Here is a 23,470-nt window from a genome sequence, read left to right as displayed (position 1 = left end):
ACTTTCCAGGATATGAGATTGCTCTGGACAAAGGACGTCCATGGAACTCAATGACATGAGGCCTCGGTCGCCATGTTGGCACCGAACGCACCTCTCGGCCATCATAACAAGCCTGTTCGCGTCGCTGCTTCTGTTGTTCGGCGGCGATGTCTTCGGTCGCTTCCATGCCGGGCTTTCGTCTCATGCTGCCATATCGCGGTCCGATGCAGGACATGCAACGGCTGGCGCCCGAGGTGAGACCCGCTTTTTGGTTTCGTCCGAGCAATCCTCGCGACCGAAGCTCAGGCCGACCCCAGGCGGTGACGGCTGCCTTGCGCCCGATATCCAAGCCTTGCGGATCTGCCGTTACAGCCATGTTACGCTGCATGTTTCCGCAGACCGTCCCCGCCCACACGCGCCCCTGCCATACTGGTCCCGCGCACCACCGGCTATCCAGCAAAACGTCTGATCGTTTCGCCGCCATCGCTTCGATGGCTCGACCCGTTTGTGCCATAGCCGAGCAGGCTGTGGTCACGACATGCTGGATTATTTTTGAATGAAAAACTCCCTCGCAAAGGTGACGGGCTATTTGCTCGTCATCATGCTCGGTCTGCTCGTCGCTTTGCCGAACGTGCTGCCCGATTCCACCTTGTCCCGTTTCCCCTCCTGGCTGCCGCATGAACGTGTATCCCTGGGTCTCGATCTGCGCGGCGGGTCCCATCTCGTCCTCGAAGTGGATCGTCCCGCTTTGGTGGACGAATGGCTGCAGAGCCTCTCGCAGGAGGTTCGCTCGGCCCTGCTGGAAGCGCGCGTTCAGACCCGCAGTGTGCGCCGTGACGGCGATGCCGTCTCGATCGTGCTCGCCGATCCCGCACAAATGTCGGCCGCAACCGACGCGCTTTCGGTTCTCAACAATCCTGCCGTCACCCTCGCAGGAGCAGGCGCTCCTGAACTGGCGGTCACCAGATCAGCCGCCGATACGCTGCGCATGGCACCCACGGAACAGGGCATTACCGCCCGGATGAGCCATGCTGTCGAGCAGAGCCTTGAAGTCATCCGCCAGCGTGTAGACCAGGTTGGCGTAGCAGAACCAACCATCCAGCGGGTCGGAGCCGACCGCGTTCTTGTCCAGCTACCCGGCGAACAGGATCCCTCACGCCTACGGGCCCTGCTCGGCACCACCGCCAAGATGAGCTTCCATCTGCTCGGAGAACCAGGAGCACCTGGGGTCAAGACGCTGGAGGATGACACGGGCCGCACTTATCCGGTGCAGACCAGCGTGCTGCTCGCCGGCGACCGGCTCGTCGATGCTCGCGTGCAGTTCGATCAGCAGGGTGGTCAACCCATCGTCTCGTTCCGCTTCGATGGCGTGGGTGCAACCCGGTTTGCCCAGATCACCCGTGACAATGTCGGTCGACCCTTCGCCATCGTGCTTGATGACAAGGTGCTGAGTGCGCCCGTCATCAGAGAGCCGATCACCGGTGGTGCCGGGCAGATCTCCGGGGACTTTTCCGTCGATGAAGCCAACACCTTGTCGGCGCTTCTGAGGGCTGGCGCGCTGCCTGCCAAGCTGACTGTCATCGAAGAACGCACCGTCGGTGCAGATCTCGGAGGCGATGCGATCGAGATGGGCATCGTGTCCGGACTGGCGGGCTTCGGTCTCGTCGTCGCCTTTATCGTCGCCCTTTACGGCACCTGGGGTCTGCTTGCGGTTCTGGCCCTGACGCTGAACGTCGTGCTGACCTTTGCAGGTCTGACTATAGTGGGGGCGACGCTGACCTTGCCCGGTATCGCGGGGATCGTACTCGGCATTGGTCTGGCGGTCGACGCTAATGTCTTGATCAACGAACGCATCCGGGAGGAAGTCGGAAAGGGACGGGGAGCCTTTGCGGCGATCGACCATGGCTTCGCCAAGGCCTATTCCACGATCATCGACAGCAATGTCACGGCCCTCATTGCGACAGTCCTACTCTTCTGGTTCGGCTCGGGTCCTGTGCGTGGCTTTGCCGTGACCATGGGCCTCGGCATTGCCATCTCCATGTTCACGGCCGTTTCGGTGGTGCGCGTGGCTATGGTCGCCATTGCCCGCCGATACAGGCTCAAGACCATCGCCATCAAGCCGCTGCTACCGTTCAAACTGATCAAGGACGGGACCAAGATCGATTTCATGAAAGCCCGGCTCTTCGGCATCGCGGTCTCGGCCTTCCTGTCGATCTCCTCGATCATCCTGTTCATCACGCCAGGGCTCAACTACGGCGTCGATTTCAAGGGCGGCATCCAGCTCGAACTCTCGACGACCGGACCTTCAGACCTGTCAGGTCTGCGTTCCGGCCTGGAAGGCCTGAACCTCGGTGAGGTCGCCCTGCAGGAGTTCGGCGACAGCAATCACGTCATGCTGCGCCTTGAGCGTCAGCCAGGCGGCGAGCAGGCGCAGACGGATGCGGTCTCGAAAGTACGCGAAACGATCCAGACAATCGATCCCTCCGCAAAGATCGAACGAACGGAAGTGGTTGGCCCCAAGGTCAGCGGTGAATTGGCAACGGCAGGTCTGACCTCGGTCATCCTCGCATCGCTCGCCATGCTGATCTACATCTGGGTGCGCTTCGACTGGCCCTTCGCGGTAGGGGCGATCGCCACGCTGATTCTTGATGTGACGAAAACCATCGGCTTCTTTGCGCTGACAGGTCTTGATTTCAACCTGACGGCGATTGCCGCACTGCTCACTCTGGTGGGCTATTCCGTCAACGACAAGGTCGTCGTCTACGACCGAATGCGTGAAAACATGCGCCTTTACAAGGCGATGCCTTTCCGCGATCTGATCAACCTGTCGATCAATGAAACGCTCGCCCGAAGCCTCTACACATCAGCTACGGCCTTTCTGGCGATGGTGCCGATGGCGATCTGGGGTGGCAGTGCGGTCGAGAGTTTTGCAGTGCCGATGGTCTTCGGCATCTTCATCGCGGCATCTTCGTCGGTCTTCATCGCAGCGCCGATCCTGCTTTTCCTCGGCGACTGGCGGACACGACGGAAGATCCGACTGGCAGGCAATCTGCCGGAACAGCAGGCCGCTTGATTTATCGGGGCGGGCCCGGACAGTCGGGCCCGCCTTGCCTCACGCCGTGGCGGAAGAACAGCAGCAAAGGCCTGGGCAACCATCTGCATTGGTAAAGCGCAGGCCGGCTTTTTCGAAGGCGAGCCGCAGTTGAGCCTCCGTCGAGCGATGCATGCCGTGGCGCTGGCCTTCGAAGTCGCGGATCGTGCTGCGGGAGACAAGTGAATGGCACGCCAGGTGTTCCTGGGTCCAACCGAGATAACCGCGTGCGGCACGACACAGGGCGGGCGAAAAAACTGGGTCTGTTTTGGGTTGATCCATGCCTGAAGTTGCCTACATAGGGTAATATCGCCCATTTAGGGCATAATTTTTGTATTTCCAGCCCGGGTATCTTCTGCGGCAACGATCATGAGAGGAGCTGGATTTGGGATAACGCTGGACGCTTCTGGCCTGTTGTTGCTGCTGCTTGTTCTTCCGTTCCTGGGAAGCCTTGCCTCGGCCTTCATCTTGAATACGACGTCACGCGATCTCCCGGTCTTCGTTGCCGGGGCGACAACGCTGGTGACGCTGGTGCTGATCGCATCGACCTATCCCTTCGTCATGCAAAATGGCGTCCTACGCTTCACTGCAGAGTGGCTGCCGCAGTTCGGATTGGATTTTTCTCTTCGGCTCGATGGTTTCGCCTGGATCTTCGCCATGCTGGTCACGTCGATCGGCCTGCTCGTGATCCTGTATGCGCGCTATTACATGAGCAAGGACGATCCGATCCCGCGCTTTTTCTCGTTCCTGCTCGCCTTCATGGGCGCCATGCTCGGCATCATCGTCTCCGGCAACGTTATCCTGCTTTCGATCTTCTGGGAACTGACGAGCATCTTCTCGTTCCTTTTGATCAGCTACTGGCACACCAGTGCTGCAGCTCGGGACGGCGCGCGCATGGCGCTGACGATCACCGGCATTGGCGGGTTCTGCCTGCTGATCGGAATGCTGTTGCTCGGCAAGATCGTCGGCAGTTACGACCTCGACAAGATTCTCGCCTCCGGCCAGATCATCCGCGAGCATCCGCTCTATCTCCCGACCCTGATCTTCATCCTGCTCGGTGCACTGACGAAAAGCGCGCAGTTCCCTTTCCATTTCTGGTTGCCGAACGCCATGGCAGCCCCGACGCCGGTCTCCGCCTTCCTGCATTCCGCCACCATGGTCAAGGCCGGTGTCTTCCTGCTGGTTCGCTTCTGGCCCGTGCTTTCGGGAACCTACGAGTGGTTCATGCTCGTCGGCCTCGCCGGCATCACCACACTGCTGCTCGGCGCTTACCTCGCGATGTTCCAGCGCGACCTCAAAGGGTTGCTCGCCTATTCGACCATCAGCCATCTCGGCCTCATCACCACGCTTCTGAGCCTTGGCAGCCCGCTCTCGACGGTGGCCGCGATCTTCCACATGCTCAATCATGCGACGTTCAAGGCATCGCTCTTCATGGCCGCCGGGATCATCGATCATGAGACGGGCACGCGCGACATGCAGCGCCTGAGCGGCCTTTACCGCTACCTCCCGGCCACCGCGACACTTGCGATGGTCGCGAGCGCTGCCATGGCGGGTGTGCCCCTCTTGAATGGCTTTCTGTCGAAGGAAATGTTCTTCGCCGAAGCCGTCGAGACCCATGCCAACTCCTGGCTCGACGTCATGCTTCCCTATGTTGCGACACTTGCCGGTATCTTCAGCGTGGTCTACTCGCTGCGCTTCATCCATACAGTGTTTTTCGGTCCACCTCCCATCGACCTGCCCAAGCAAACACCGCATGAGCCGCCGCGCTGGATGCGCGCGCCGATCGAGATCCTGGTGGTCGTCTGCCTCGTCGTCGGGATCGTTCCGGCGATATCCATTGGGCCCTTCCTGCAGACGGCCGTCGAAAGCGTGCTCGGGGATCGCACGCCGGAATACAGCCTCAGCCTCTGGCATGGGTTCAACATTCCGCTTCTGATGAGCCTGATCGCCCTTTTCGGAGGCTTTCTGCTCTACGTGCTCATGCGAAGTTATCTGGCGCGCTGCGAGGATGGTCCGCCTTACTTCCGACGCCTGCGCGGTCAGCGTCTTTTCGAGCGCGTTCTCGTGACGGTGTCGTGGCGGTGGGCTCGTCTGGCGGAGGCGCGGCTCGGCACGCGCAATCTCCAGCCGCAGTTGCGCTGGATCGTTGTCGTAGGCTTCATCGCCGCCAGCTTGCCGCTTTACTTCTCGGGTTTCGAGCGCCGGCCGATTGCCGTCTCGCCCATCGACCCAGCCTTCGGCCTGTTGTGGCTCATCGGGATGGCGCTGGCAATCGGTGCTGCGGTCTCGGCCAAGTATCACCGCCTGGTCGCGCTCATCATGCTGGGCGGCGTCGGTCTGGTCGTCTGCATGACCTTCATTTGGCTCTCTGCCCCCGACCTCGCCATCACGCAGCTTCTGGTCGAGATTGTCTCCACCGTTCTGATCTTGCTTGGGCTGCGCTGGCTGCCGAAGCGCAGCCCCGACATTGGCGAGGTGATAACCCTGCAAAGCCGTTTCCGACGCTTCCGCGATCTGACGCTCGCGATCCTTTGCGGGGTTGGCATGTCGGTGGTGGCCTTCACCGTGATGACGATGCCTGTACCCGACGCGATTGCCAATTACTTCCTGCAGAATGCCTATTCCGAAGGCGGTGGGCGCAATGTCGTCAACGTCATTCTCGTCGACTTCCGCGCTTTCGACACGCTTGGTGAAATCGCCGTCCTAGGTATCGTTGGCCTGACGGTCTACGGCTTGCTGCGCCGCTTCCGCCCAGCCGAAGACAGCATGGAGCTGCCCGAGCAGCAGGTGACCCAGAACCGCTTCGACGCTGACCAGCCGGAGCGCTCGCCCGGAGACATGATGCGCGACTACCTGCTGGTACCCTCCGTGCTGATGCAGTGGCTTTTCCCGGTCATCATTACGATGGCGGTCTACCTCTTCATGCGCGGGCACGATATGCCGGGCGGTGGTTTCTCGGCAGGCCTCACTCTTTCGATAGCGTTCCTGCTCCAATATCTCGCCGGGGGCACCCGTTGGGCGGAAGATCGTATCCGTATCCTGCCGCTTCGCTGGATGGGGGCCGGCATCCTGACGGCCACCGCGACTGGTATCGGTGCCTGGCTTCTCGGCTATCCATTCCTCACATCGCACTTCCGCTATCTGGAGATCCCGCTGATCGGCAAGGTGCCGGCGGCAACGGCTTTGCTCTTCGACCTCGGTGTGTTTGCATTGGTCGTCGGTGCGACGGTTCTCATTCTCGTGGCGCTGGCCCACCAGTCTATCCGCATCAATCGCCTGCGGGCACTTGAAGCCAAGGGAGAGAAACGCTGATGGAAATGGTTCTGTCCCTCGCCATCGGCATGATGACCACCTGCGGCGTCTGGCTGATCCTGCGGCCGCGCACCTATCAGGTGATCATTGGTCTGTCGCTCCTGTCCTACGCGGTCAATCTGTTCATCTTCGGCGTTGGCGGCGTGAAGAGCAACATGCCGCCGATACTCGAAGACGGTGTGATCTCGACGAGCCTCAGTGATCCCGTGCCTCAGGCCCTGGTTCTTACTGCCATCGTCATCGGCTTCGCCACCACTGCACTCTTCCTTGTCGTGTTGCTCGCCGCCCGCGGCCTCACCGGCAATGACCATGTCGACGGGAGGCACGAGTGATGTTCAGTTGGAGCCAGCACCTGATCGTCACGCCGATCCTGCTGCCCATGGTGACGGCAGCTCTTCTGTTGTTCATCGACGAGCGCAATCGTACAGCAAAGGCCCTGGTGAGCCTCGCTGCAGTCGTGCTGCTGCTGTCGAATGCAATCATCCTGTTCATTGTGGAGAGTGGCCCGAACAGCTTTGAAAACGTCTATCTGCTCGGCAACTGGGCGGCACCCTTCGGCATCGTGCTCGTCATCGACGGTCTCTCGGCCATGATGCTGCTGTTGACCGCCATCCTTGCTATTGCCGCTCTGCTTTTCTCTTTGGCCAAATGGCATGCGGTCGGGGCGCATTTTCACAGCCTCTTCCAATTGCTTCTCGTCGGCGTCAACGGCGCGCTGCTGACCGGGGACCTCTTCAACCTGTTCGTCTTCTTCGAGGTGATGCTCGCCGCGTCTTACGGGCTTTTGCTGCACGGCACGGGGACGCTTCGGGTCAAATCCGGCCTGCACTACATCGCCGTCAATCTGGTCGCTGCCCTGTTCTTCCTCATCGGGGTCAGCCTGATCTACGGTACGGCAGGCACGCTCAACATGGCAGACCTCGCCTTGCGCATGCCCGACATGGAAGCGGATCGGTTGATCCTGATGGAGGCAGGTGCAGCAGTGCTCGGCGTTGCCTTCCTCATCAAGGTCGGCATGTGGCCGCTCTGCTTCTGGCTGCCCACCGCCTACAGTGCGGCCTCGGCGCCCGTCGCCGGCATGTTCGCGATCCTGAGTAAGGTTGGCATTTACGTCATCCTGCGCCTGACGATGCTGCTGTTCGGAGAGGGGCCGTCTGTCGGCTTCGGCGCCGAGATCCTTCTCCTCGGTGGCATGGCAACCCTCGTCTTCGGGACCATTGGCGTGCTCGCATCGCAGGCCCTCGGGCGTCTTGCGGGTTACTCCGTGCTCGTCTCCTCGGGGACGCTGCTGATGGTGCTCGGCATCAACGACGGCGTGGTGTCCTCCGGCGCCCTACTTTACCTCGTCAGTTCCACCCTGACGATCAGCGCCTTTTTCATGCTGATCGAACTCGTGGAGCGCGGACAGGATGCCGGCGCCAACGTCCTGGCTGTCACCATGGAAGCCTATGGGGACGGGGAGGAGGCCGACATAGAATATGGAGACGGTACCGCCATGCCCGGCACCATGGCCATCCTCGGCATCTGTTTCGCCGCCTGCGGCATCCTGCTGGCCGGACTGCCGCCACTGTCCGGCTTCATCTCGAAATTCGCCATGCTGTCCGCGATGATGGGGACCGGCTCGATCGGCACCACGCCGGATCCGGCAGTCTGGGCATTGATCGTGCTCGTCATCCTGTCCGGTCTCGCGGCGCTGATTTCCATGACCCGCAACGGCATCCGTACCTTCTGGGGCTCGATCGAAGGTGCCGTTCCGCGGGTGCTGGTTGTCGAACTCATCCCCGTGATGCTGCTCCTGTCCCTGACGCTCGCCCTCACCATCCTGGCGGGCCCCGCCATGACCTACATGGACACAACCATCAGGACACTCTCTAATCCTGCGGCCTATGTCGATGCGGTCCGTAATGCCTTTGTCGTGGAGGGCGTGGCATCGTCGGATGCAGAGAATGCGGGAGGTTTGCCATGATGCCCTATCCGCTACTGAGCCTGTCGCTGCTCGTCATGTGGCTGCTGCTCAACGATTTTACACTTGGGCATATGATCCTCGGCTCTGTTGTCGCCGTCTTCGGCGGCTGGGCCATGGCCTCGCTCCGGCCTGACAAGCCGGCGATGAAAAAGTGGTATTTGATCCCGAAGCTCGTCTGGCGGGTGTTCGTCGATGTCGCCAGGTCCAACGTTGCCGTCGCCATGCTTATCCTGCGCGGCAAGCGCCAGCAGCACACGTCCGGCTTCATCTCCCTTCCACTGCGGATCGAGCACCCGACGGCTCTTGCCATCATGGCCATCATCCTGACCAGCACCCCGGGTTCCGCCTGGCTTGCCTATGACGGTCGCCGCAAGACGGTGCTCATTCATGTGCTCGACCTAATCGATGAGGAAGCCTGGGTGAGCAACATCAAGGACCGATACGAAAGCATGCTTTTGGAGATCATCGAATGAGCGTCATCATTCTCTTCACCGCCGTCTCGATCGCCAAGCTGCTGTTGGCATTGGCGCTGATGATTGTGGCTCTGCGTATCTTCATCGGCCCGCGCGCCCAGGACCGCATCGTCGCGCTCGACGCTGCCTACATTATCGCCATGCTGCTGCTCGTGACCTTTGGGATAGGCAGCGGACGCACCGTGTATTTCGAGGCTGCCCTTGTCATCGGCCTCCTTGGCTTTGTCTCCACGGTCGCGCTTGCGAAGTTTCTGATGCGCGGGGAAGTCATCGAATGACGATAATTTCTGTCGCCGACCTTCCCATCTGGGTTGTCATCCTCGTCTCGGGCCTGATGGTGATCGGCTCGGCTCTCACGCTGCTCGGCGCGATCGGCCTTCTGCGCCTGCCAACGTTCTACGAACGCATCCACGCCCCGACGCTCGGGACGAGCTGGGGTGTCGGGGCAATCATGCTGGCCTCGATCATCTACTTCTCGATCGCCGGCTCCCGCGCCGTCCTGCATGAGATCCTCATCGGCATCTTCGTCACGCTGACCACGCCGATCACTCTGATTTTGCTGGCGAGAGCTGCCCTGCACCGTGATCGCTCCGAGGGGAACCCATCTGTTCCGAAGGAGGTTTTGCCAAAGGAGATCCCTGATGCCGAAGCTTGAAGATACGGGCAGAACGGCAATCAACTCCGCCTGAAGTCGTCAAGCTCGGAGGCGGCGAGCCTTTACCCATCGCAGCTTTTCGTCTCATCCATTCGCTGCCTTCGTTTTGTTCGGCCGAACTCAGACTATTGCGCCCTTCTCATCGATGTCCTGTGTCACCGTCCGTCTCGCCAACGACGGACCGTCCGCTTTCGGCCCATGAAAGGACATCGCTTGCGGGTCCCCAGCCAATTCTCGCGAGACCCGTTTCGGAACGACGGATGGAGTGAAGAAGAGCAGCCTGGATTGCTCAACTTGTTGAGAAGGCGTCGCTTTTTTCTGTGAGAAATAGTCGCTGATTTTCAGCGGACAACCGACCTAAAATGGCCCGCCTGGAGAACCTGGATTCTCACATGATTTCAAAGGCTTAGATAAATAGCCTTTGATTTTCCTCTGTTTTCCTGTCGCGAGCGACCGTGGATGCCATCTTTGTGCCCTGGCTTTGGGCCGACGTCAACATGGCGGGAGAGCGGCAATTATTTCCGCTCGGGAGCACCAGCCCGACGGTGAGACGGGCCTATTCGCGCGGTCGCCTTGCGCGCTCGTTCTGATCATGGAGCGAAAGCACACTATCGCCCCATAGCGTACTTTACTTGACGCAGATTTCGCATGGTTCCGAAAGTTGCAGTGCAAAGTGAGGTTGATGTCTCTTGCCTCATCCTATCGGTTGCATCGTGAATTGCTTCACCATCCAGATACCGCTTCAGCGTCCAACCAGCTCGGCGTCCGCGATCTCCCTACAGATATTGCTGGAGAAATCTGGCGTGAAATTTGCTTGATGATGGGAGATGTAAGTGGGAGACCGCATTGTCCGTACACACGACCACTCATGCAGTTGAAAGGAAGCCACGGCGCGTGTTGGACGCAGCAGTGGCTCCAGAGATATGTCTGCGAACCACGCAGCACTCGTGGTTGTCTGTGGCAGCCGTGACGTGAGCATGTCAAAATCTTCAACTGATCTGACGATCCTTGTCATTGACGAAAATGCCATTCGGGCTTCGATCATCGAAGAGGGGTTGAACGAAGCCGGGCATCTGAATGTCCGGGTGATCCATGAGATGCAGGGTGTCGCGCGGCTGATCGAGACGATGGATCCGGATGTTATCATCATCGACATCGAGAACCCCAATCGTGACATGATGGAGCATATGTTCCAGCTCACCCGGATGATTTCGCGGCCGATTGCCATGTTTGTCGATCGCTCGGATACTGCCGCCATTGAGGCTGCCGTCGATGCCGGCGTATCGGCCTATGTGGTCGATGGGCTGAAAAAAGAGCGTATCAAGCCGATCCTCGACATGGCGGTGAGCCGCTTCAATGCCTTCAGCCGCCTTCAGCGCGAACTGGTCGAGGCGCGCAATGCGCTCGAGGAGCGCAAGGTCATCGAGCGCGCCAAGGGCATCCTGATGAAAATGCGGGGCTTGAGCGAGGAGCAGGCTTTCGCTCTGCTTCGACAGACCGCCATGAACGAAAAGAAGAAGCTGGCCGACATCGCCCAGAGCGTCGTGACGGCCGCAGGACTGCTGCTGTGAGTGCGGCGTGGATCGGAGAATGCTGGTGAGCGAGATGGTTTCAACCCAATCCGGCGATACGGCCATCCATGCGCCCGTGACTGTGCGTGGCAAGGAGCAGAGGACGCTCAGGGCAGGGTACATCCCGTTGATGGATGCCTCGATCCTGATCGTCGCGGCAGAGCTTGGCTTTGCTGAAAGGGAGGGACTGCGCCTCGAGCTGGTCCGGGACGTTACCTGGGCGAATGTCCGCGACCGACTTGCCTTCCGCCAGTTCGACATTGCCCACATGCTCTCGCCGATGCCCGTCGCATCCATGCTCGGGCTTGGCTCCAATCCCTCGCCGACGATCGCGCCCTTTTGCCTCGGTCGCGGCGGAAATGCCATAACCTTGTCCGCCCGAATCTTCGAACGGATGAAGACTTTGACGGGGCTGGCAGATGATGCCGATGCCTTGGCTAATGCCAGGGCGCTGGCGGCCTTGCTCGCCGACATGCGAACGCGGGGCGAACCGGTGCCCACACTCGGGATGACCTATCCCTTCTCCTCGCATAACTACGAGTTCCGCTACTGGCTGGCGGCGGGTGGCATCGATCCGGACCGGGACGTGAACCTGGTGGTGGTTCCGCCACCGCTGACTTCGGATGCGCTCGCGGCCGGCGCGATCGATGGCTTCTGCGTCGGGGCGCCCTGGAACATGATTGCGTCGGAACGAGGCACGGGTCGCATCGTGGCTGCCAAGCAGGATATCTGGCCTCTGGCGCCTGAAAAGGTGCTCGGCATGCGCCCCGATTGGGCCGATGCCAATGCCGACACGGTCTCCCGTCTGATCGTCGCGCTCGATCAGGCGGCGCGCTGGTGCGATGACCCCGATCACCACAACGAGCTTGCCGATATCCTGAGCGCGCCGGAATACATCGCAGCGCCCACCGGCATCATTCGCCGCGTCTTGAATGGCGAGTTCAGTCTCGATGGGCAGGGGACAAAACGGGTCGTCCCGGATTATTTCCTCTTCCATCGCGGGGCCGCCAACCATCCGCGGCCAGATCAGGCAAGCTGGATCTATAGCCAGATGCTTCGCTGGGGCCAGGCAGACTTCAGCGATGAAGGCATGATGCATGCGCGGAGCGCTTTTCGACCGGACCTATATGTGACGGCACTGGGACAGGATGCCGCCTTGCCGGACGAGGCAAGCGAGAAGGGCGCTCGCAGCTATGATGGCTTCATGGATGGCACGCGCTTTGATCCGGATGAAGTCCAAGCTTACGTCGAGCGATTTCCGGTCCGATCAAGCTTGTCGTCGAGCCCGAGGACGGTCGATAGCTGATGCGCTGCGGTGCACAAACCTGAGGCATTTGCACGAAAAGTCAGGCCCTCGAACGAGCAGGCTGATCTTGTGACCGTCGAGAGGCGGTCGCACCTTCCATTAAAACAGCGCTTGTTTTTCGGACGCTTAACCGTCGCCAGACGAAACTGGCACGGTCTTTGCTTCACTCTCTATGTCCACGGTCAACGGCGATCGCAGGACGGATGAGTGCCTTAGAGGCGCAGATAACCATCAGACAATGACGTCGCAGGCTTCTTGCTGTCCGGCTCCTCCCGCCAGGACCCCGCAGGAAAGCATGCGGCGTTTTTTTCGTTTCCGGATCTCCGTCAACAGACAAAGAGGGGCAAACAGCTATGACCAAGACCACAGCAACGAGCATCAGCCGGCGTCGGATTCTCAAGATCGGTTCTGCGGCAGCACTGGCAAGTGCTGCCCGCCTTGCGTTTCCGTCGGGCGCTTTCGCCGCAACCGCCGGGCCTGAAGTGACCGGTGTGAAGCTCGGCTATATCGCGCTCACCGATGCTGCACCGCTGATCATCGCGCAGGAAAAGGGGCTGTTTGCGAAATATGGTCTCACCGAAGTGGAAGTCCTCAAACAGGCTTCCTGGGGTGCTACCCGCGACAATCTCGTGCTTGGCGGTGAAGCGAACGGCATCGACGGCGCCCATATCCTGACGCCGATGCCCTACCTGATATCGACCGGCAAGGTTACCCAGAACAATGTGCCAGTGCCGATGTCGATCATTGCGCGGCTCAATCTCGATAGCCAGGGCATCTCCGTTGCCAAGGAATATGCCGAGACCGGTGTTCAGCTCGATGCCTCCAAGCTGAAGGAAGCCTTTGCCGCCAAGAAAGCAGCCGGCAATGAGATCAAGGTCGCGATGACCTTCCCGGGCGGCACCCATGACCTCTGGATCCGCTACTGGCTGGCCGCCGGCGGCATCGATCCGGACAAGGATGTCTCCACCATCGTCGTGCCGCCGCCGCAGATGGTCGCCAACATGAAGGTCGGCAACATGGATGCCTTCTGTGTCGGCGAGCCCTGGAACGAGCAGCTCGTCAACCAGGGCATTGGCTTTACCGCCTGCACCACCGGCGAGCTGTGGAAGGGCCATCCGGAAAAGGCGCTCGGCCTGCGCACCGACTGGATCGAAAAGAATCCAAACGCCGCAAAGGCGCTGATGATGGCGGTGATGGAAGCCCAGATCTGGGCCGACAGCATGGACAACAAGGAAGAGATGTCGGCGATCCTCGGCAAGCGCCAGTGGTTCAACGTGCCGCCGAAGGATGTCGCCGGCCGCCTCAAGGGCACGATCAACTACGGCAATGGCCGTCTCGCCGAGAACACCGGGCTCGAGATGAAGTTCTGGAAGGACCACGCTTCCTATCCGTTCAAGAGCCACGACGCCTGGTTCCTCACCGAGAACATCCGCTGGGGCAAGTTCGCACCCGATACCGATATCAAGGCGCTGGTCGACAAGGTGAACCGCGAGGACATCTGGCGCGCGGCTGCCGCCGACCTCGGTATCGCCGCCGCCGATATCCCAGCCTCGAGCTCGCGCGGTCCGGAAACCTTCTTCGACGGCAAGGTCTTCGATCCGGAAAACCCGAAGGCCTATCTCGATAGCCTGACGATCAAGACCGGCGCCTAGTTTGCCTGCTCCTCATCCCCCTACCGGGACCTTCTCCCCGCAGGCGGGGAGAAGGGGCAAGTGGAAAGGCTGGCGCTCTGTCTCCCCTCTCCCCGCTTGCGGGGAGAGGGTGGTGGCAGCCGGGTGAGGGGCAATCTCTCGACATGAACTGAACACCAACCGCCTAAAGGGACCACACCATGACCGCAACCGCCCGCAAGACTGATACCGACGAGGCGACGGCCATTTCAGCGACTAGGACAGGCACGGTCGTCATGATCGCACAGCGCCCAGCCGCTAAGCTCGACATCCGGAAGCCGCTGGCGGCCATCTGTCGCAATGTATTGCCGCCGCTCGTGGTGCTGATTGCATTGCTGGCCATCTGGCAGATCGCCTGCTCAAGCCCGGGAGCAACCCTGCCACCACCGTCGCAGGTCTGGATCGACAGTTATGATCTCATTGCTTATCCGTTCTTCGACTATGGCTCGCAGGATATCGGCCTTGCCTGGCGCGTTCTCGTCTCGCTCGAGCGTGTCGCGATCGGCTTTGGCCTCGCCGCCGTCGTAGGTGTCTTTTTCGGTGCCGTCGTCGGTCAGTCGGTCTGGGCCATGCGCGGTCTCGACCCGATCTTCCAGATCCTGCGCACGGTACCACCGCTTGCCTGGCTGCCGCTGTCGCTTGCGGCCTTCCAGAATTCAAACCCGTCGGCGATTTTCGTTATCTTCATCACGTCGATCTGGCCTGTGATCATCAACACCGCCGTCGGCGTGCGCAACATTCCAGACGACTATCGCAACATCGCCCGTGTGCTCCGCCTCAACCCGCTGGAATTCTTCATCCGCATCATGGTGCCGGCTGCTGCCCCTTACATCTTCACCGGCCTTCGCATCGGCGTCGGCCTGTCGTGGCTGGCCATCGTTGCCGCCGAAATGCTGACCGGCGGTGTCGGCATCGGCTTCTTCATCTGGGATGCGTGGAATTCCTCGCGTCTCTCCGACATCATCGTGGCGCTCGCCTATATCGGCGTGACCGGCTTTGTCCTCGACAAGCTCGTCGCCCTCCTCGGCAACGTCATCACCCGCGGCACCGCGAAGAACTGAGGAGAGCGACCATGAACGCCTATCTCAAAATCGACCATATCGACAAAAGCTTCGAACGTGGCGGTACAAAGACCGAGGTCCTGAAGGACGTAAGCCTCACGATCGGCAAAGGTGAATTCGTCTCCATCATCGGCCATTCCGGCTGTGGCAAGTCCACGCTGCTCAACCTGATCGCCGGCCTGACGCGGGTATCTGCCGGCGCTGTCCTCCTCGAAAATGTCGAGGTCAACGAACCGGGTCCGGAACGCGCCGTGGTCTTCCAGAACCACTCGCTGTTGCCCTGGCTGACCGTCTACGAAAACGTCAATCTCGCCGTTTCCAAGGTCTTTGCGGGCAAGAAGACCAAGGCGGAAAAGCATGACTGGGTCATGCGCAACCTCGATCTCGTGCAGATGGCGCATGCCAAAGACAAGCGCCCAGCAGAAATCTCAGGCGGCATGAAACAGCGTGTCGGCATCGCCCGGGCGCTCGCCATGGAGCCGAAGATCCTGCTGCTCGACGAGCCTTTCGGGGCATTGGACGCGCTCACCCGCGCCCACCTGCAGGATGCGGTGATGGAGATCCACGCCCGCCTCGGCAACACGATGATCATGATCACGCATGATGTCGACGAGGCGGCGCTCTTGTCCGACCGCATCGTCATGATGACCAACGGCCCTGCCGCCCGCATCGGTGAGGTGCTTGAGGTCCCGATCCCGCGGGTGCGCGACCGCATCGCGCTCGCCGCAGACCGAACCTATCTCAAATCCCGCGAAGCCGTGTTGAAGTTCCTCTACGAACGCCACCGCTTCGTCGAAGCCGCGGAGTAAAATCAATGGCTGAAAAACTCGTCATCATCGGCAATGGCATGGCGCCGGGGCGCATGCTGGAAGAACTGTTCGAAAAGGCCCCCGGCCATTTCGACGTGACGATCTTCAACGCCGAACCGCGCGTCAATTACGACCGCATCATGCTGTCGCCGGTGCTGTCAGGCGAAAAGTCCTATGACGACATCGTCATCCACAATGACGACTGGTACGCGGCGCACGGCGTGACCCTGCACAAGGGCGCAAGAGTCACTGGGATCGACCGCCATGCCAAGACGGTTACCTCGGCGAACGGTATCACTGTCGCCTACGATAAGCTCGTAATCGCCACGGGTTCGCTGCCCTTCATCATCCCTGTGCCGGGTCATCAATTGCCAGGCGTTCTGCCCTACCGCGATCTTGACGACGTCGACGCCATGCTGAGGATCGCGGAACGCAAGGGGAGGGCGATCGTCATCGGCGCCGGCCTGCTGGGCTTGGAAGCAGCTTACGGATTGAAGCGGCAGGGTATGGATGTCACCGTCGTCCACCTGATGCCGACGATAATGGAACGCCAGCTCGACCCGGCCGCCGCCTACCTGCTTGAGAAGGCGCTCACCGAACGCGGCATCGAGATCATCACCAAGGCCAACACAAAACAGATCCTCGGCACCGAAAAGGTCGAGGGCATCGAGCTGGAAGACGGTCGCGTGATATCAGGCGACATGGTGATCATGGCCGTCGGCATCCGCCCGGCATCGAGCCTCGCCAAGGAAGCCGGAATCGCCGTCAACCGCGGCATTGTCGTCGACGACGGCATGATGACCTCGGACCCGAACGTGTTTGCACTTGGCGAATGCGCCGAACACCGCGGCACCTGCTACGGCCTGGTTGCGCCACTCTACGAGGCCGCCCGGGTTCTCGCCGATCGGCTGACTGGCGGTTCGGCCGAATATCACGGCTCGGTCGTCAACACGAAGCTCAAGGTCACTGGTATCAATCTGTTCTCCGCCGGCGACTTCGCAGAAGCGCCGGACCGCGAGGAAATCGTGCTGCGCGATGCCTCGGCCGGCATCTACAAGCGCCTCGTGCTGAAGGACAACAAGATCCTCGGCGCCGTCCTCTATGGCGAAACGGGAGATGGCTCCTGGTTCTTCGACCTGATGAAGCGCGGAACCGATATCTCTGAGATGCGCGACACCCTGATCTTCGGCCAGTCCTATCAGGGGGGAACTCCGCTGGACCCTATGGCGGCCGTTGCAGCCTTGCCGGATGATGCAGAGATCTGTGGCTGCAACGGCGTCTGCAAGGGGAAGATCACAACGACGATCTCCTCCAAGGGCCTGACCTCGCTCGATGACGTGCGCGCCCATACCAAGGCATCCGCCTCCTGCGGCTCCTGTACAGGACTTGTCGAACAGTTGATGGTCCTGACGCTGGGCGACGGCTACAATCCCGCCGCCGTCACGCCGATGTGCTCCTGCACCGAACTTGGCCATGACGATGTCCGCCGGCTGATCAAGGCCAAGGGGTTGAAGACCATTCCTGCCGTCATGCAGGAGCTGGAATGGAAGACTTCTTGCGGCTGTGCCAAATGCCGCCCGGCGCTCAACTACTATCTCGTCGCGGACTGGCCCGACGAATATGCCGACGATTACCAGTCGCGCTTCATCAATGAACGCGTCCACGCCAATATCCAGAAGGACGGTACCTATTCCGTTGTCCCGCGCATGTGGGGGGGCGTGACGAACGCCGCCGAATTGCGCGCCATCGCCGATGTCGTCGACAAGTTCGAAATCCCCATGGTCAAGGTGACTGGCGGCCAGCGCATCGATCTGCTCGGCATCGAGAAGGAAGACTTGCCCGCCGTCTGGGCCGATCTCGGCAAGGCCGGCTTTGTGTCAGGCCAGGCTTACGCAAAGGGTCTAAGAACCGTGAAGACCTGTGTCGGCTCCGACTGGTGCCGCTTCGGCACGCAGGATTCGACCGGTCTTGGCATCCGCATCGAGAAATTCATGTGGGGTTCCTGGACCCCGGCCAAGCTGAAGCTCGCCGTATCCGGGTGTCCGCGCAACTGCGCCGAGGCGACCTGCAAGGATATCGGCGTTATCTGCGTGGACAGTGGTTTCGAGATCCACTTTGCCGGGGCTGCCGGCCTCGACATCAAGGGGACCGATGTTCTGGGACTGGTGAAGACCGAGGACGAGGCGCTGGAGCATATCGTGGCGCTAACCCAGATGTACCGCGAGCAGGGCCGCTATCTCGAGCGCATCTACAAATGGGCGAAGCGCATCGGTCATGACGAGATCCGCCGCCAGATCATGGGGGATGCCGACAAGCGCCGCGCCTACTACGACCGCTTTGTCTTCAGCCAGAAATTCGCCCAGGTCGACCCCTGGTCCGAGCGCGTCTCCGGCAAGGACAAGCATGAGTTCAAGCCGATGGCGACCATCAACTACAATCAGGCTGCGGAGTGAGGCGATGAGCGGAAACTGGATCGCAATCGGCACTATTGACGAAATTCCGATACGTGGCGCGCGCTGCGTGAAGACCCCCCAAGGCAAGATCGGTGTGTTCCGCACAGCCGAGAACGAAGTCTTCGCCATCGAGGATCACTGCCCCCACAAGGGCGGCCCGCTCACGCAGGGGATCGTCCATGGAAAGGCAGTAACCTGCCCCTTGCACAACTGGGTCATCTCGCTCGAAACCGGCCGCGCGCTCGGGGCCGACGAGGGCGAGGTCAAAACCATTCCAGTCCGCAACATCGACGGTCATCTCTCCATCATGCTCGACAGCATGCTGGTCGCGGCCGAGTAACTGGGATGATAAACACGCGGAGCCGCAGACATGGCCTGTGAAACCAAGACGACCTGCCCCTATTGCGGCGTCGGCTGCGGCGTAATTGCCGCTGTCGATGACCAGGGCAAGGTCAGCGTGCGAGGCGATCCGGACCATCCTGCGAATTACGGTCGTCTCTGCTCCAAGGGATCAGCGCTCGCCGAAACGCTCGACCTTGAAGGTCGCGCACTTCATCCGGAAATCCATGGCCAACGCGTCGGTTGGGACGAGGCGCTCGATCTGGTCGCCTCGACCTTCCAGCAGACGATCGCCGATCATGGCCCTGATTCCATAGCGTTTTACGTCTCCGGGCAGTTGCTGACCGAGGACTATTACGTCGCCAACAAGCTGATGAAGGGGTTCATCGGCTCTGCCAGTATCGACACCAATTCGCGCCTGTGCATGGCATCCTCGGTTGCTGGACATCGCCGTGCCTTCGGCGCCGACACTGTGCCCGCCTGCTATGAGGACCTGGAGCTTAGCGACCTGGTGGTCCTCGTTGGCTCCAACATGGCCTGGTGCCATCCGGTCCTTTACCAGCGTCTAGCGGCAGCCAAGGCTGCCCGTCCTGCCATGAAGGTCGTCGTGATCGATCCCCGCCGAACCGCGACCAGCGACATTGCCGACCTGCATCTCGCGGTCCGACCTGACTGTGACATCGCTCTCTTCAATGGCCTCCTTGCCTATCTGGCGGAAACAGGCGCAATCGACGAAAACTATGTCGGAAAACACACCTCTGGGTTTGGCGAAGCCCTGCTCGCCGCTTCGCGCGGAAGCTTGGCGGATCTCTCCGATGCGACCGGTGTCTCCGGCATGCTTCTCCGCCAGTTCTTCCGCCTCTTCGCGCAGACTGAGAAGGTCGTCACCTGCTACAGCCAGGGGGTCAACCAGTCGTCTGTCGGCACAGACAAGGTCAACGCAATTATCAACTGTCACTTGGCGACAGGCCGGATCGGTCGACCCGGCATGGGGCCGCTGTCACTGACCGGCCAGCCGAATGCAATGGGTGGCCGTGAGGTCGGCGGGCTCGCCAACATGCTCGCGGCTCATATGGCAATCGAGAACCCTGATCACCGCGAGCGCGTGCAACGCTTCTGGAAGTCGCCGGTCATTGCTGAGCGGGCTGGCTTGAAGGCCGTCGACATGTTCGAGGCCGTTGCCGATGGGCGGATCAAGGCGATCTGGATCATGTCCACCAATCCTGTGGTCTCAATGCCTGATGCCGCTGCAGTCAAGGCAGCGCTTGAGGCCTGTCCCTTCGTGGTCGTCTCCGACATCCAGAAGGATACCGACACGGCCCGTCTCGCCCATGTCCTGCTTCCGGCCAGCGGCTGGGGCGAAAAATCAGGAACGGTGACGAATTCCGAACGACGCATCTCCCGGCAGAGGCCATTCCTGTCCGTTCCAGGCGAGGCCTGCGCCGATTGGTGGCAGTTGGCGGAGGTCGGCAAACGCTTAGGCTTCGGTCCCGGTTTCGACTATCGCGATCCGGCCGATATCTATGCCGAGCACGCGGCGCTCTCCGCCTTCGAGAACGGGGGCCAGCGAGATTTCGACATTGGCGCTCATGCCGAGATCGACGCGGAAACCTATGACGCACTCCTGCCATTCCAATGGCCGTTGCGCCAAGACGGATCATCGGCTCCTCGCTTTTTCGCCGATGGGGGCTTCTTCACTGCCGACCGAAAGGCGCGCTTTGTATCTGTCACTGCACCGGCGCTTGAAGAGGCCGATGAATGCCATCCCTTCACCTTGAACACGGGTCGGATCCGCGATCACTGGCACACTATGACGCGAACGGGGAAAAGTGCCCGGCTCTCCGCGCATATCGCCGAACCCTTCTGCGAGATCCATCCGGCGGACGCGGATAAAGCCGGAATCGGCGATGCTGATCTGGTGAACGTCGAGGGTGCTAACGGCAGGTCGATCATCGTGCGGGCCCTGCTAACCGAACGCCAGAGCCGCGGCTCGATCTTCGTGCCGATGCACTGGACGGGCGAGACGGCGCCCAGCGCCCGCGTCGATACACTGGTCTCCTCCCGCGTCGATCCGATCTCGGGCCAACCGGCGTTGAAAATGGCTCGCGCGTCCGTCACCCGCCACGTGGCGAAAGGCCACGGATTCCTGGTGTCGGCAACGCGCCCGCTCGATCTGCCGTTTGCCTACTGGTCGATCGCGAAAGCTGAAGGCGGCTACCGCGTGGAATTTGCAGGTGATCCACCTGCCGAGGGTTGGGATGCCTGGCTGCGGCGCAGCCTGCAGCTTGAGGATCATCATGAATCCTCCGGCTACATGGACCAGCGAGCCGGTGACCACCGCTTGCTCGCCTTCGAGGGAGAGAAACTGTTGGCCGGCCTGTTCGTCTCGTCGAGCCCGGTCTCTGTCTCGCGGCAATGGGCGGTCGACCAGCTCTGGCAAAGCCATTCGGATCGCAGCGCGCGCTCGATGCTGATTGCGGGTCGCCCGGCTGCCGGCCGGCCGGACAAGGGCGCGATTGTCTGTTCCTGTTTTTCGGTCGGCATCAACCAGATCAACGCGGCTGCACGAGGTGGCTGCCGGTCGATTGAGGCCATCGGCGTTGCCTTGAGTGCCGGAACGAATTGCGGCTCGTGCCGCCCCGAAATCAGGAGGATCCTGGATGCGACGCAACCTGTTGCCGCCGAGTGACGGTCACGAACGTATTTCACCGCTCGCGAAGCTTCCAGTCTTCTGGAGCCTTCAAGGCAAACGAGCGGTGATTGCCGGCGGATCGGATGGCGCCGCCTGGAAGGCCGAGCTACTGCAGGCCTGCGGTGCCATGGTTGAACTCTATTGCGAAACCGATGATCTCGGCGAGACCATGACGGCGCTGATCGAGCGGACTTCCCTGATCCACCACGCACACCCATGGCATTGCGGCATCTTCACCGGAGCATCACTTGCGCTCGCCGACTGCGAAACCGAGGACGAGGCGCGCGCCTTCTTTTGTGCAGCGCGTGCGGCGGGCGTCCCCGTCAACGTGATTGACAAGCCAGCCTTCTGCCAGTTCCAGTTTGGCTCGATCGTCAATCGCTCGCCGGTAATCGTGTCGATCTCGACAGATGGGGCTGCACCCATCCTTGCCCAGGCCATCCGCCAGCGGATCGAAACACTCTTGCCGCCGTCCTTGAAGCAATGGGCAAGCCTTGCGCATCGGCTCAGAGAAGCGGTCAATCGCCGGCTAGCGCCCGGTGGGCCAAGGCGGCTCTTCTGGGAGCGGTTCGTTGCGCAAAGCCTGATGACGAATGAACCGCCGACGGAAGAGACTGCGGACGAATTGCTGGTGACGGCGGAGCAGATCGCGTCTGCTCCGGGCTCGGGATCGGTGACACTGGTTGGGGCAGGGCCCGGTGATGCCGAACTTTTGACGCTGAAGGCCATGCGGGCATTGCAGGCGGCCGACGTCATCCTCTTCGACGACCTCGTCTCGCCCGATGTTCTGGAACTGGCGAGACGAGAGGCGAAACGCTTCCTCGTTGGCAAGAGAGGCGGCCGGGAAAGCTGCCGCCAGGACGATATCAACGACATGATGGTGCGTTTCGCAAAGGCCGGCAAACGTGTCGTCCGCCTCAAGTCGGGGGACCCGATGATCTTCGGTCGCGCGGGCGAAGAAATTGCCAGACTGGAAAGCGAGGGGATTGCCGTCGACGTCGTGCCGGGCATCACCGCTGCTTCTGCCATGGCGGCGTCGCTGAAGACCTCGCTAACCCACCGCGACCACGCTCAGCAGGTTCGTTTCGTCACCGGCCATTCCCGGAAAGCGGAACTGCCGAGAACCCTGGACTGGCCCTCGCTCGCCAAAGCCAACCAGACAACCGTCTTCTACATGGGTGGGCGGATGGCAGGGCAGATCGAGCGACGGCTGAGTCAGAACGGCATGTCGTCCGAGACACCGGTCGTCGTCGTGTCCTCCGTCAGCCGCATGCAGGAACGCCGCTGGGCCGGGCACCTTGGAGGCCTGGCAGATGCCATGCAAACAATCGGCGTCGACGAACCTGTCCTGATCGGTGTCGGCGCAGTTTTCGGCAGGGAAGCCGAGGCCACGATTCTCAACCACGATCCCCGTTCTCGGGAAAAGAGGTTCGTGCACGTTTGACCAACGGTGCGAAAATCGCTGAGCAGTAGTGGCGCTGTTGCCCTTTTTGGGACACCGGAGGTGGGGTTCCAGAAGGTCCCCAGCCAATTCCGCGAGACCTGCTTAAGCACGACGGATGGCCTAAGGGCGGTAGCCAAAATTACTCAACTTGTTGAGAATGCGTCGCGTTTTCCCTCAGAAATAGCCGCTGATTTTCAGCGGACAACCGGCCTAAAATGGCCTGCCTGGAGAGCCTGGATTCTCACATGATTTCAAAGACCTAAAAAAATCGCCTTTGATTTCCCTCTGTTTTCCTGCCGCGACCGACCGTGGATGCCATCTTTGTGCCCTGGCTTTGGGCCGACGTCAACATGGCGGGAGAGCGGCAATTATTTCCGCTCGGGAGGGCTGAAGCCCAAAGGTGATATAAGCGCTTCCGGGTGGCCGCTTTGCGCCTCCCTTCTGGTCGCTCACGTGGTCGGCAAGATTTTCCAAAAGCTGCCGCTCGGCTTCTGTGGGCTGAATGTCCAGCATGGGGTCGATAGCCGTCACTTGACTGTTCGCCGGCTGCCGCCTTGAACGGTGTGGATAGGTGGTGGACAGTTTTGACTTCAAAGCACTGGAAGCGGTGGATTACGAGCCGATTGGCCCTGCAGTCTGCTTCGCAGCG

The 23,470-nt window shown here is 60.8% G+C and carries 17 protein-coding genes; 16 read left to right on the top strand and 1 reads right to left on the bottom strand.

The genetic code is table 11. The features are described from left to right. The first annotated feature begins 535 nt into the window (after positions 1–535). A complete protein-coding gene (gene secD, locus H6M51_RS23285; protein ID WP_113461605.1) occupies positions 536–3,052 on the top strand; it encodes a protein translocase subunit SecD in 2,517 nt (838 codons plus the stop codon). A 39-nt stretch (positions 3,053–3,091) separates the two neighbouring features. Here secD and H6M51_RS24780 read toward each other — a convergent pair whose 3' ends face one another. Next, complete coding sequence (locus H6M51_RS24780; RefSeq protein ID WP_246780659.1) at positions 3,092–3,352, bottom strand: helix-turn-helix domain-containing protein; 261 nt, start codon at positions 3,350–3,352, stop codon at positions 3,092–3,094. A gap of 108 nt (positions 3,353–3,460) precedes the next feature. Between H6M51_RS24780 and H6M51_RS23280 the strand changes: the two genes are divergently transcribed. The 15 genes from H6M51_RS23280 (at position 3,461) to cysG (ending at position 22,821) form a co-directional block, all read left to right on the top strand. Next, the gene (locus tag H6M51_RS23280) at positions 3,461–6,382 is read left to right on the top strand and encodes a monovalent cation/H+ antiporter subunit A (RefSeq protein ID WP_185812187.1); all 2,922 of its coding nucleotides are present in this window, start codon (positions 3,461–3,463) and stop codon (positions 6,380–6,382) included. Further along, complete coding sequence (locus tag H6M51_RS23275) at positions 6,382–6,714, top strand: Na+/H+ antiporter subunit C (RefSeq protein WP_185812179.1); 333 nt, start codon at positions 6,382–6,384, stop codon at positions 6,712–6,714. The genes H6M51_RS23280 and H6M51_RS23275 overlap by 1 nt, the downstream gene beginning before the upstream one ends. After that, entirely contained in the window at positions 6,714–8,348 is a 1,635-nt protein-coding gene (locus H6M51_RS23270; protein WP_185812186.1) for a monovalent cation/H+ antiporter subunit D, read from the top strand. The genes H6M51_RS23275 and H6M51_RS23270 overlap by 1 nt, the downstream gene beginning before the upstream one ends. Then, on the top strand, positions 8,345–8,821 hold the full coding sequence (locus tag H6M51_RS23265) for a Na+/H+ antiporter subunit E (protein ID WP_113461610.1): 477 nt from the start codon (positions 8,345–8,347) through the stop codon (positions 8,819–8,821). Before H6M51_RS23270 ends, H6M51_RS23265 begins: the two co-directional genes overlap by 4 nt. Next, entirely contained in the window at positions 8,818–9,099 is a 282-nt protein-coding gene (locus tag H6M51_RS23260; RefSeq protein ID WP_113461611.1) for a K+/H+ antiporter subunit F, read from the top strand. Before H6M51_RS23265 ends, H6M51_RS23260 begins: the two co-directional genes overlap by 4 nt. Next, complete coding sequence (gene mnhG / locus H6M51_RS23255; RefSeq protein WP_113461612.1) at positions 9,096–9,476, top strand: monovalent cation/H(+) antiporter subunit G; 381 nt, start codon at positions 9,096–9,098, stop codon at positions 9,474–9,476. Before H6M51_RS23260 ends, mnhG begins: the two co-directional genes overlap by 4 nt. Positions 9,477–10,453: 977 nt before the next feature. Then, entirely contained in the window at positions 10,454–11,047 is a 594-nt protein-coding gene (locus H6M51_RS23250; RefSeq protein WP_102019625.1) for an ANTAR domain-containing response regulator, read from the top strand. Between the two features lie 34 nt (positions 11,048–11,081). Next, positions 11,082–12,353 carry a CmpA/NrtA family ABC transporter substrate-binding protein gene (locus H6M51_RS23245; RefSeq protein ID WP_185812185.1) on the top strand — a complete coding sequence of 424 codons (1,272 nt, stop codon included), beginning with the start codon at positions 11,082–11,084 and terminating at the stop codon, positions 12,351–12,353. 353 nt (positions 12,354–12,706) lie between these two features. Next, positions 12,707–14,005 (top strand): CmpA/NrtA family ABC transporter substrate-binding protein, encoded by a 1,299-nt coding sequence (locus H6M51_RS23240; protein ID WP_185812178.1) that lies wholly within the window; start codon positions 12,707–12,709, stop codon positions 14,003–14,005. Between the two features lie 179 nt (positions 14,006–14,184). Next, positions 14,185–15,084: a nitrate ABC transporter permease gene (gene ntrB / locus H6M51_RS23235; RefSeq protein ID WP_185812177.1), complete on the top strand. Its 900-nt coding sequence runs from the start codon at positions 14,185–14,187 to the stop codon at positions 15,082–15,084. A gap of 11 nt (positions 15,085–15,095) precedes the next feature. Beyond that, positions 15,096–15,893 carry an ABC transporter ATP-binding protein gene (locus H6M51_RS23230; RefSeq protein ID WP_185812176.1) on the top strand — a complete coding sequence of 266 codons (798 nt, stop codon included), beginning with the start codon at positions 15,096–15,098 and terminating at the stop codon, positions 15,891–15,893. 5 nt (positions 15,894–15,898) lie between these two features. Next, positions 15,899–18,346, top strand: coding sequence for a nitrite reductase large subunit NirB (nirB, locus tag H6M51_RS23225; RefSeq protein WP_185812175.1), 2,448 nt, complete (start codon positions 15,899–15,901; stop codon positions 18,344–18,346). Positions 18,347–18,350: 4 nt separating this feature from the next. Continuing rightward, positions 18,351–18,686: a nitrite reductase small subunit NirD gene (gene nirD / locus H6M51_RS23220; RefSeq protein WP_185812174.1), complete on the top strand. Its 336-nt coding sequence runs from the start codon at positions 18,351–18,353 to the stop codon at positions 18,684–18,686. 30 nt (positions 18,687–18,716) lie between these two features. Continuing rightward, positions 18,717–21,374 carry a nitrate reductase gene (locus tag H6M51_RS23215; protein WP_185812173.1) on the top strand — a complete coding sequence of 886 codons (2,658 nt, stop codon included), beginning with the start codon at positions 18,717–18,719 and terminating at the stop codon, positions 21,372–21,374. Next, complete coding sequence (gene cysG / locus H6M51_RS23210; RefSeq protein WP_185812172.1) at positions 21,346–22,821, top strand: siroheme synthase CysG; 1,476 nt, start codon at positions 21,346–21,348, stop codon at positions 22,819–22,821. Before H6M51_RS23215 ends, cysG begins: the two co-directional genes overlap by 29 nt. Positions 22,822–23,470: the final 649 nt, after the last annotated feature.

The sequence above is a fragment of the Rhizobium sp. AQ_MP genome, from assembly GCF_014237835.1.
Lineage (GTDB): Bacteria > Pseudomonadota > Alphaproteobacteria > Rhizobiales > Rhizobiaceae > Allorhizobium.
Note: the sequence above shows the minus strand (reverse complement) of the source record. Positions and strands in the feature narration are given on the sequence as shown.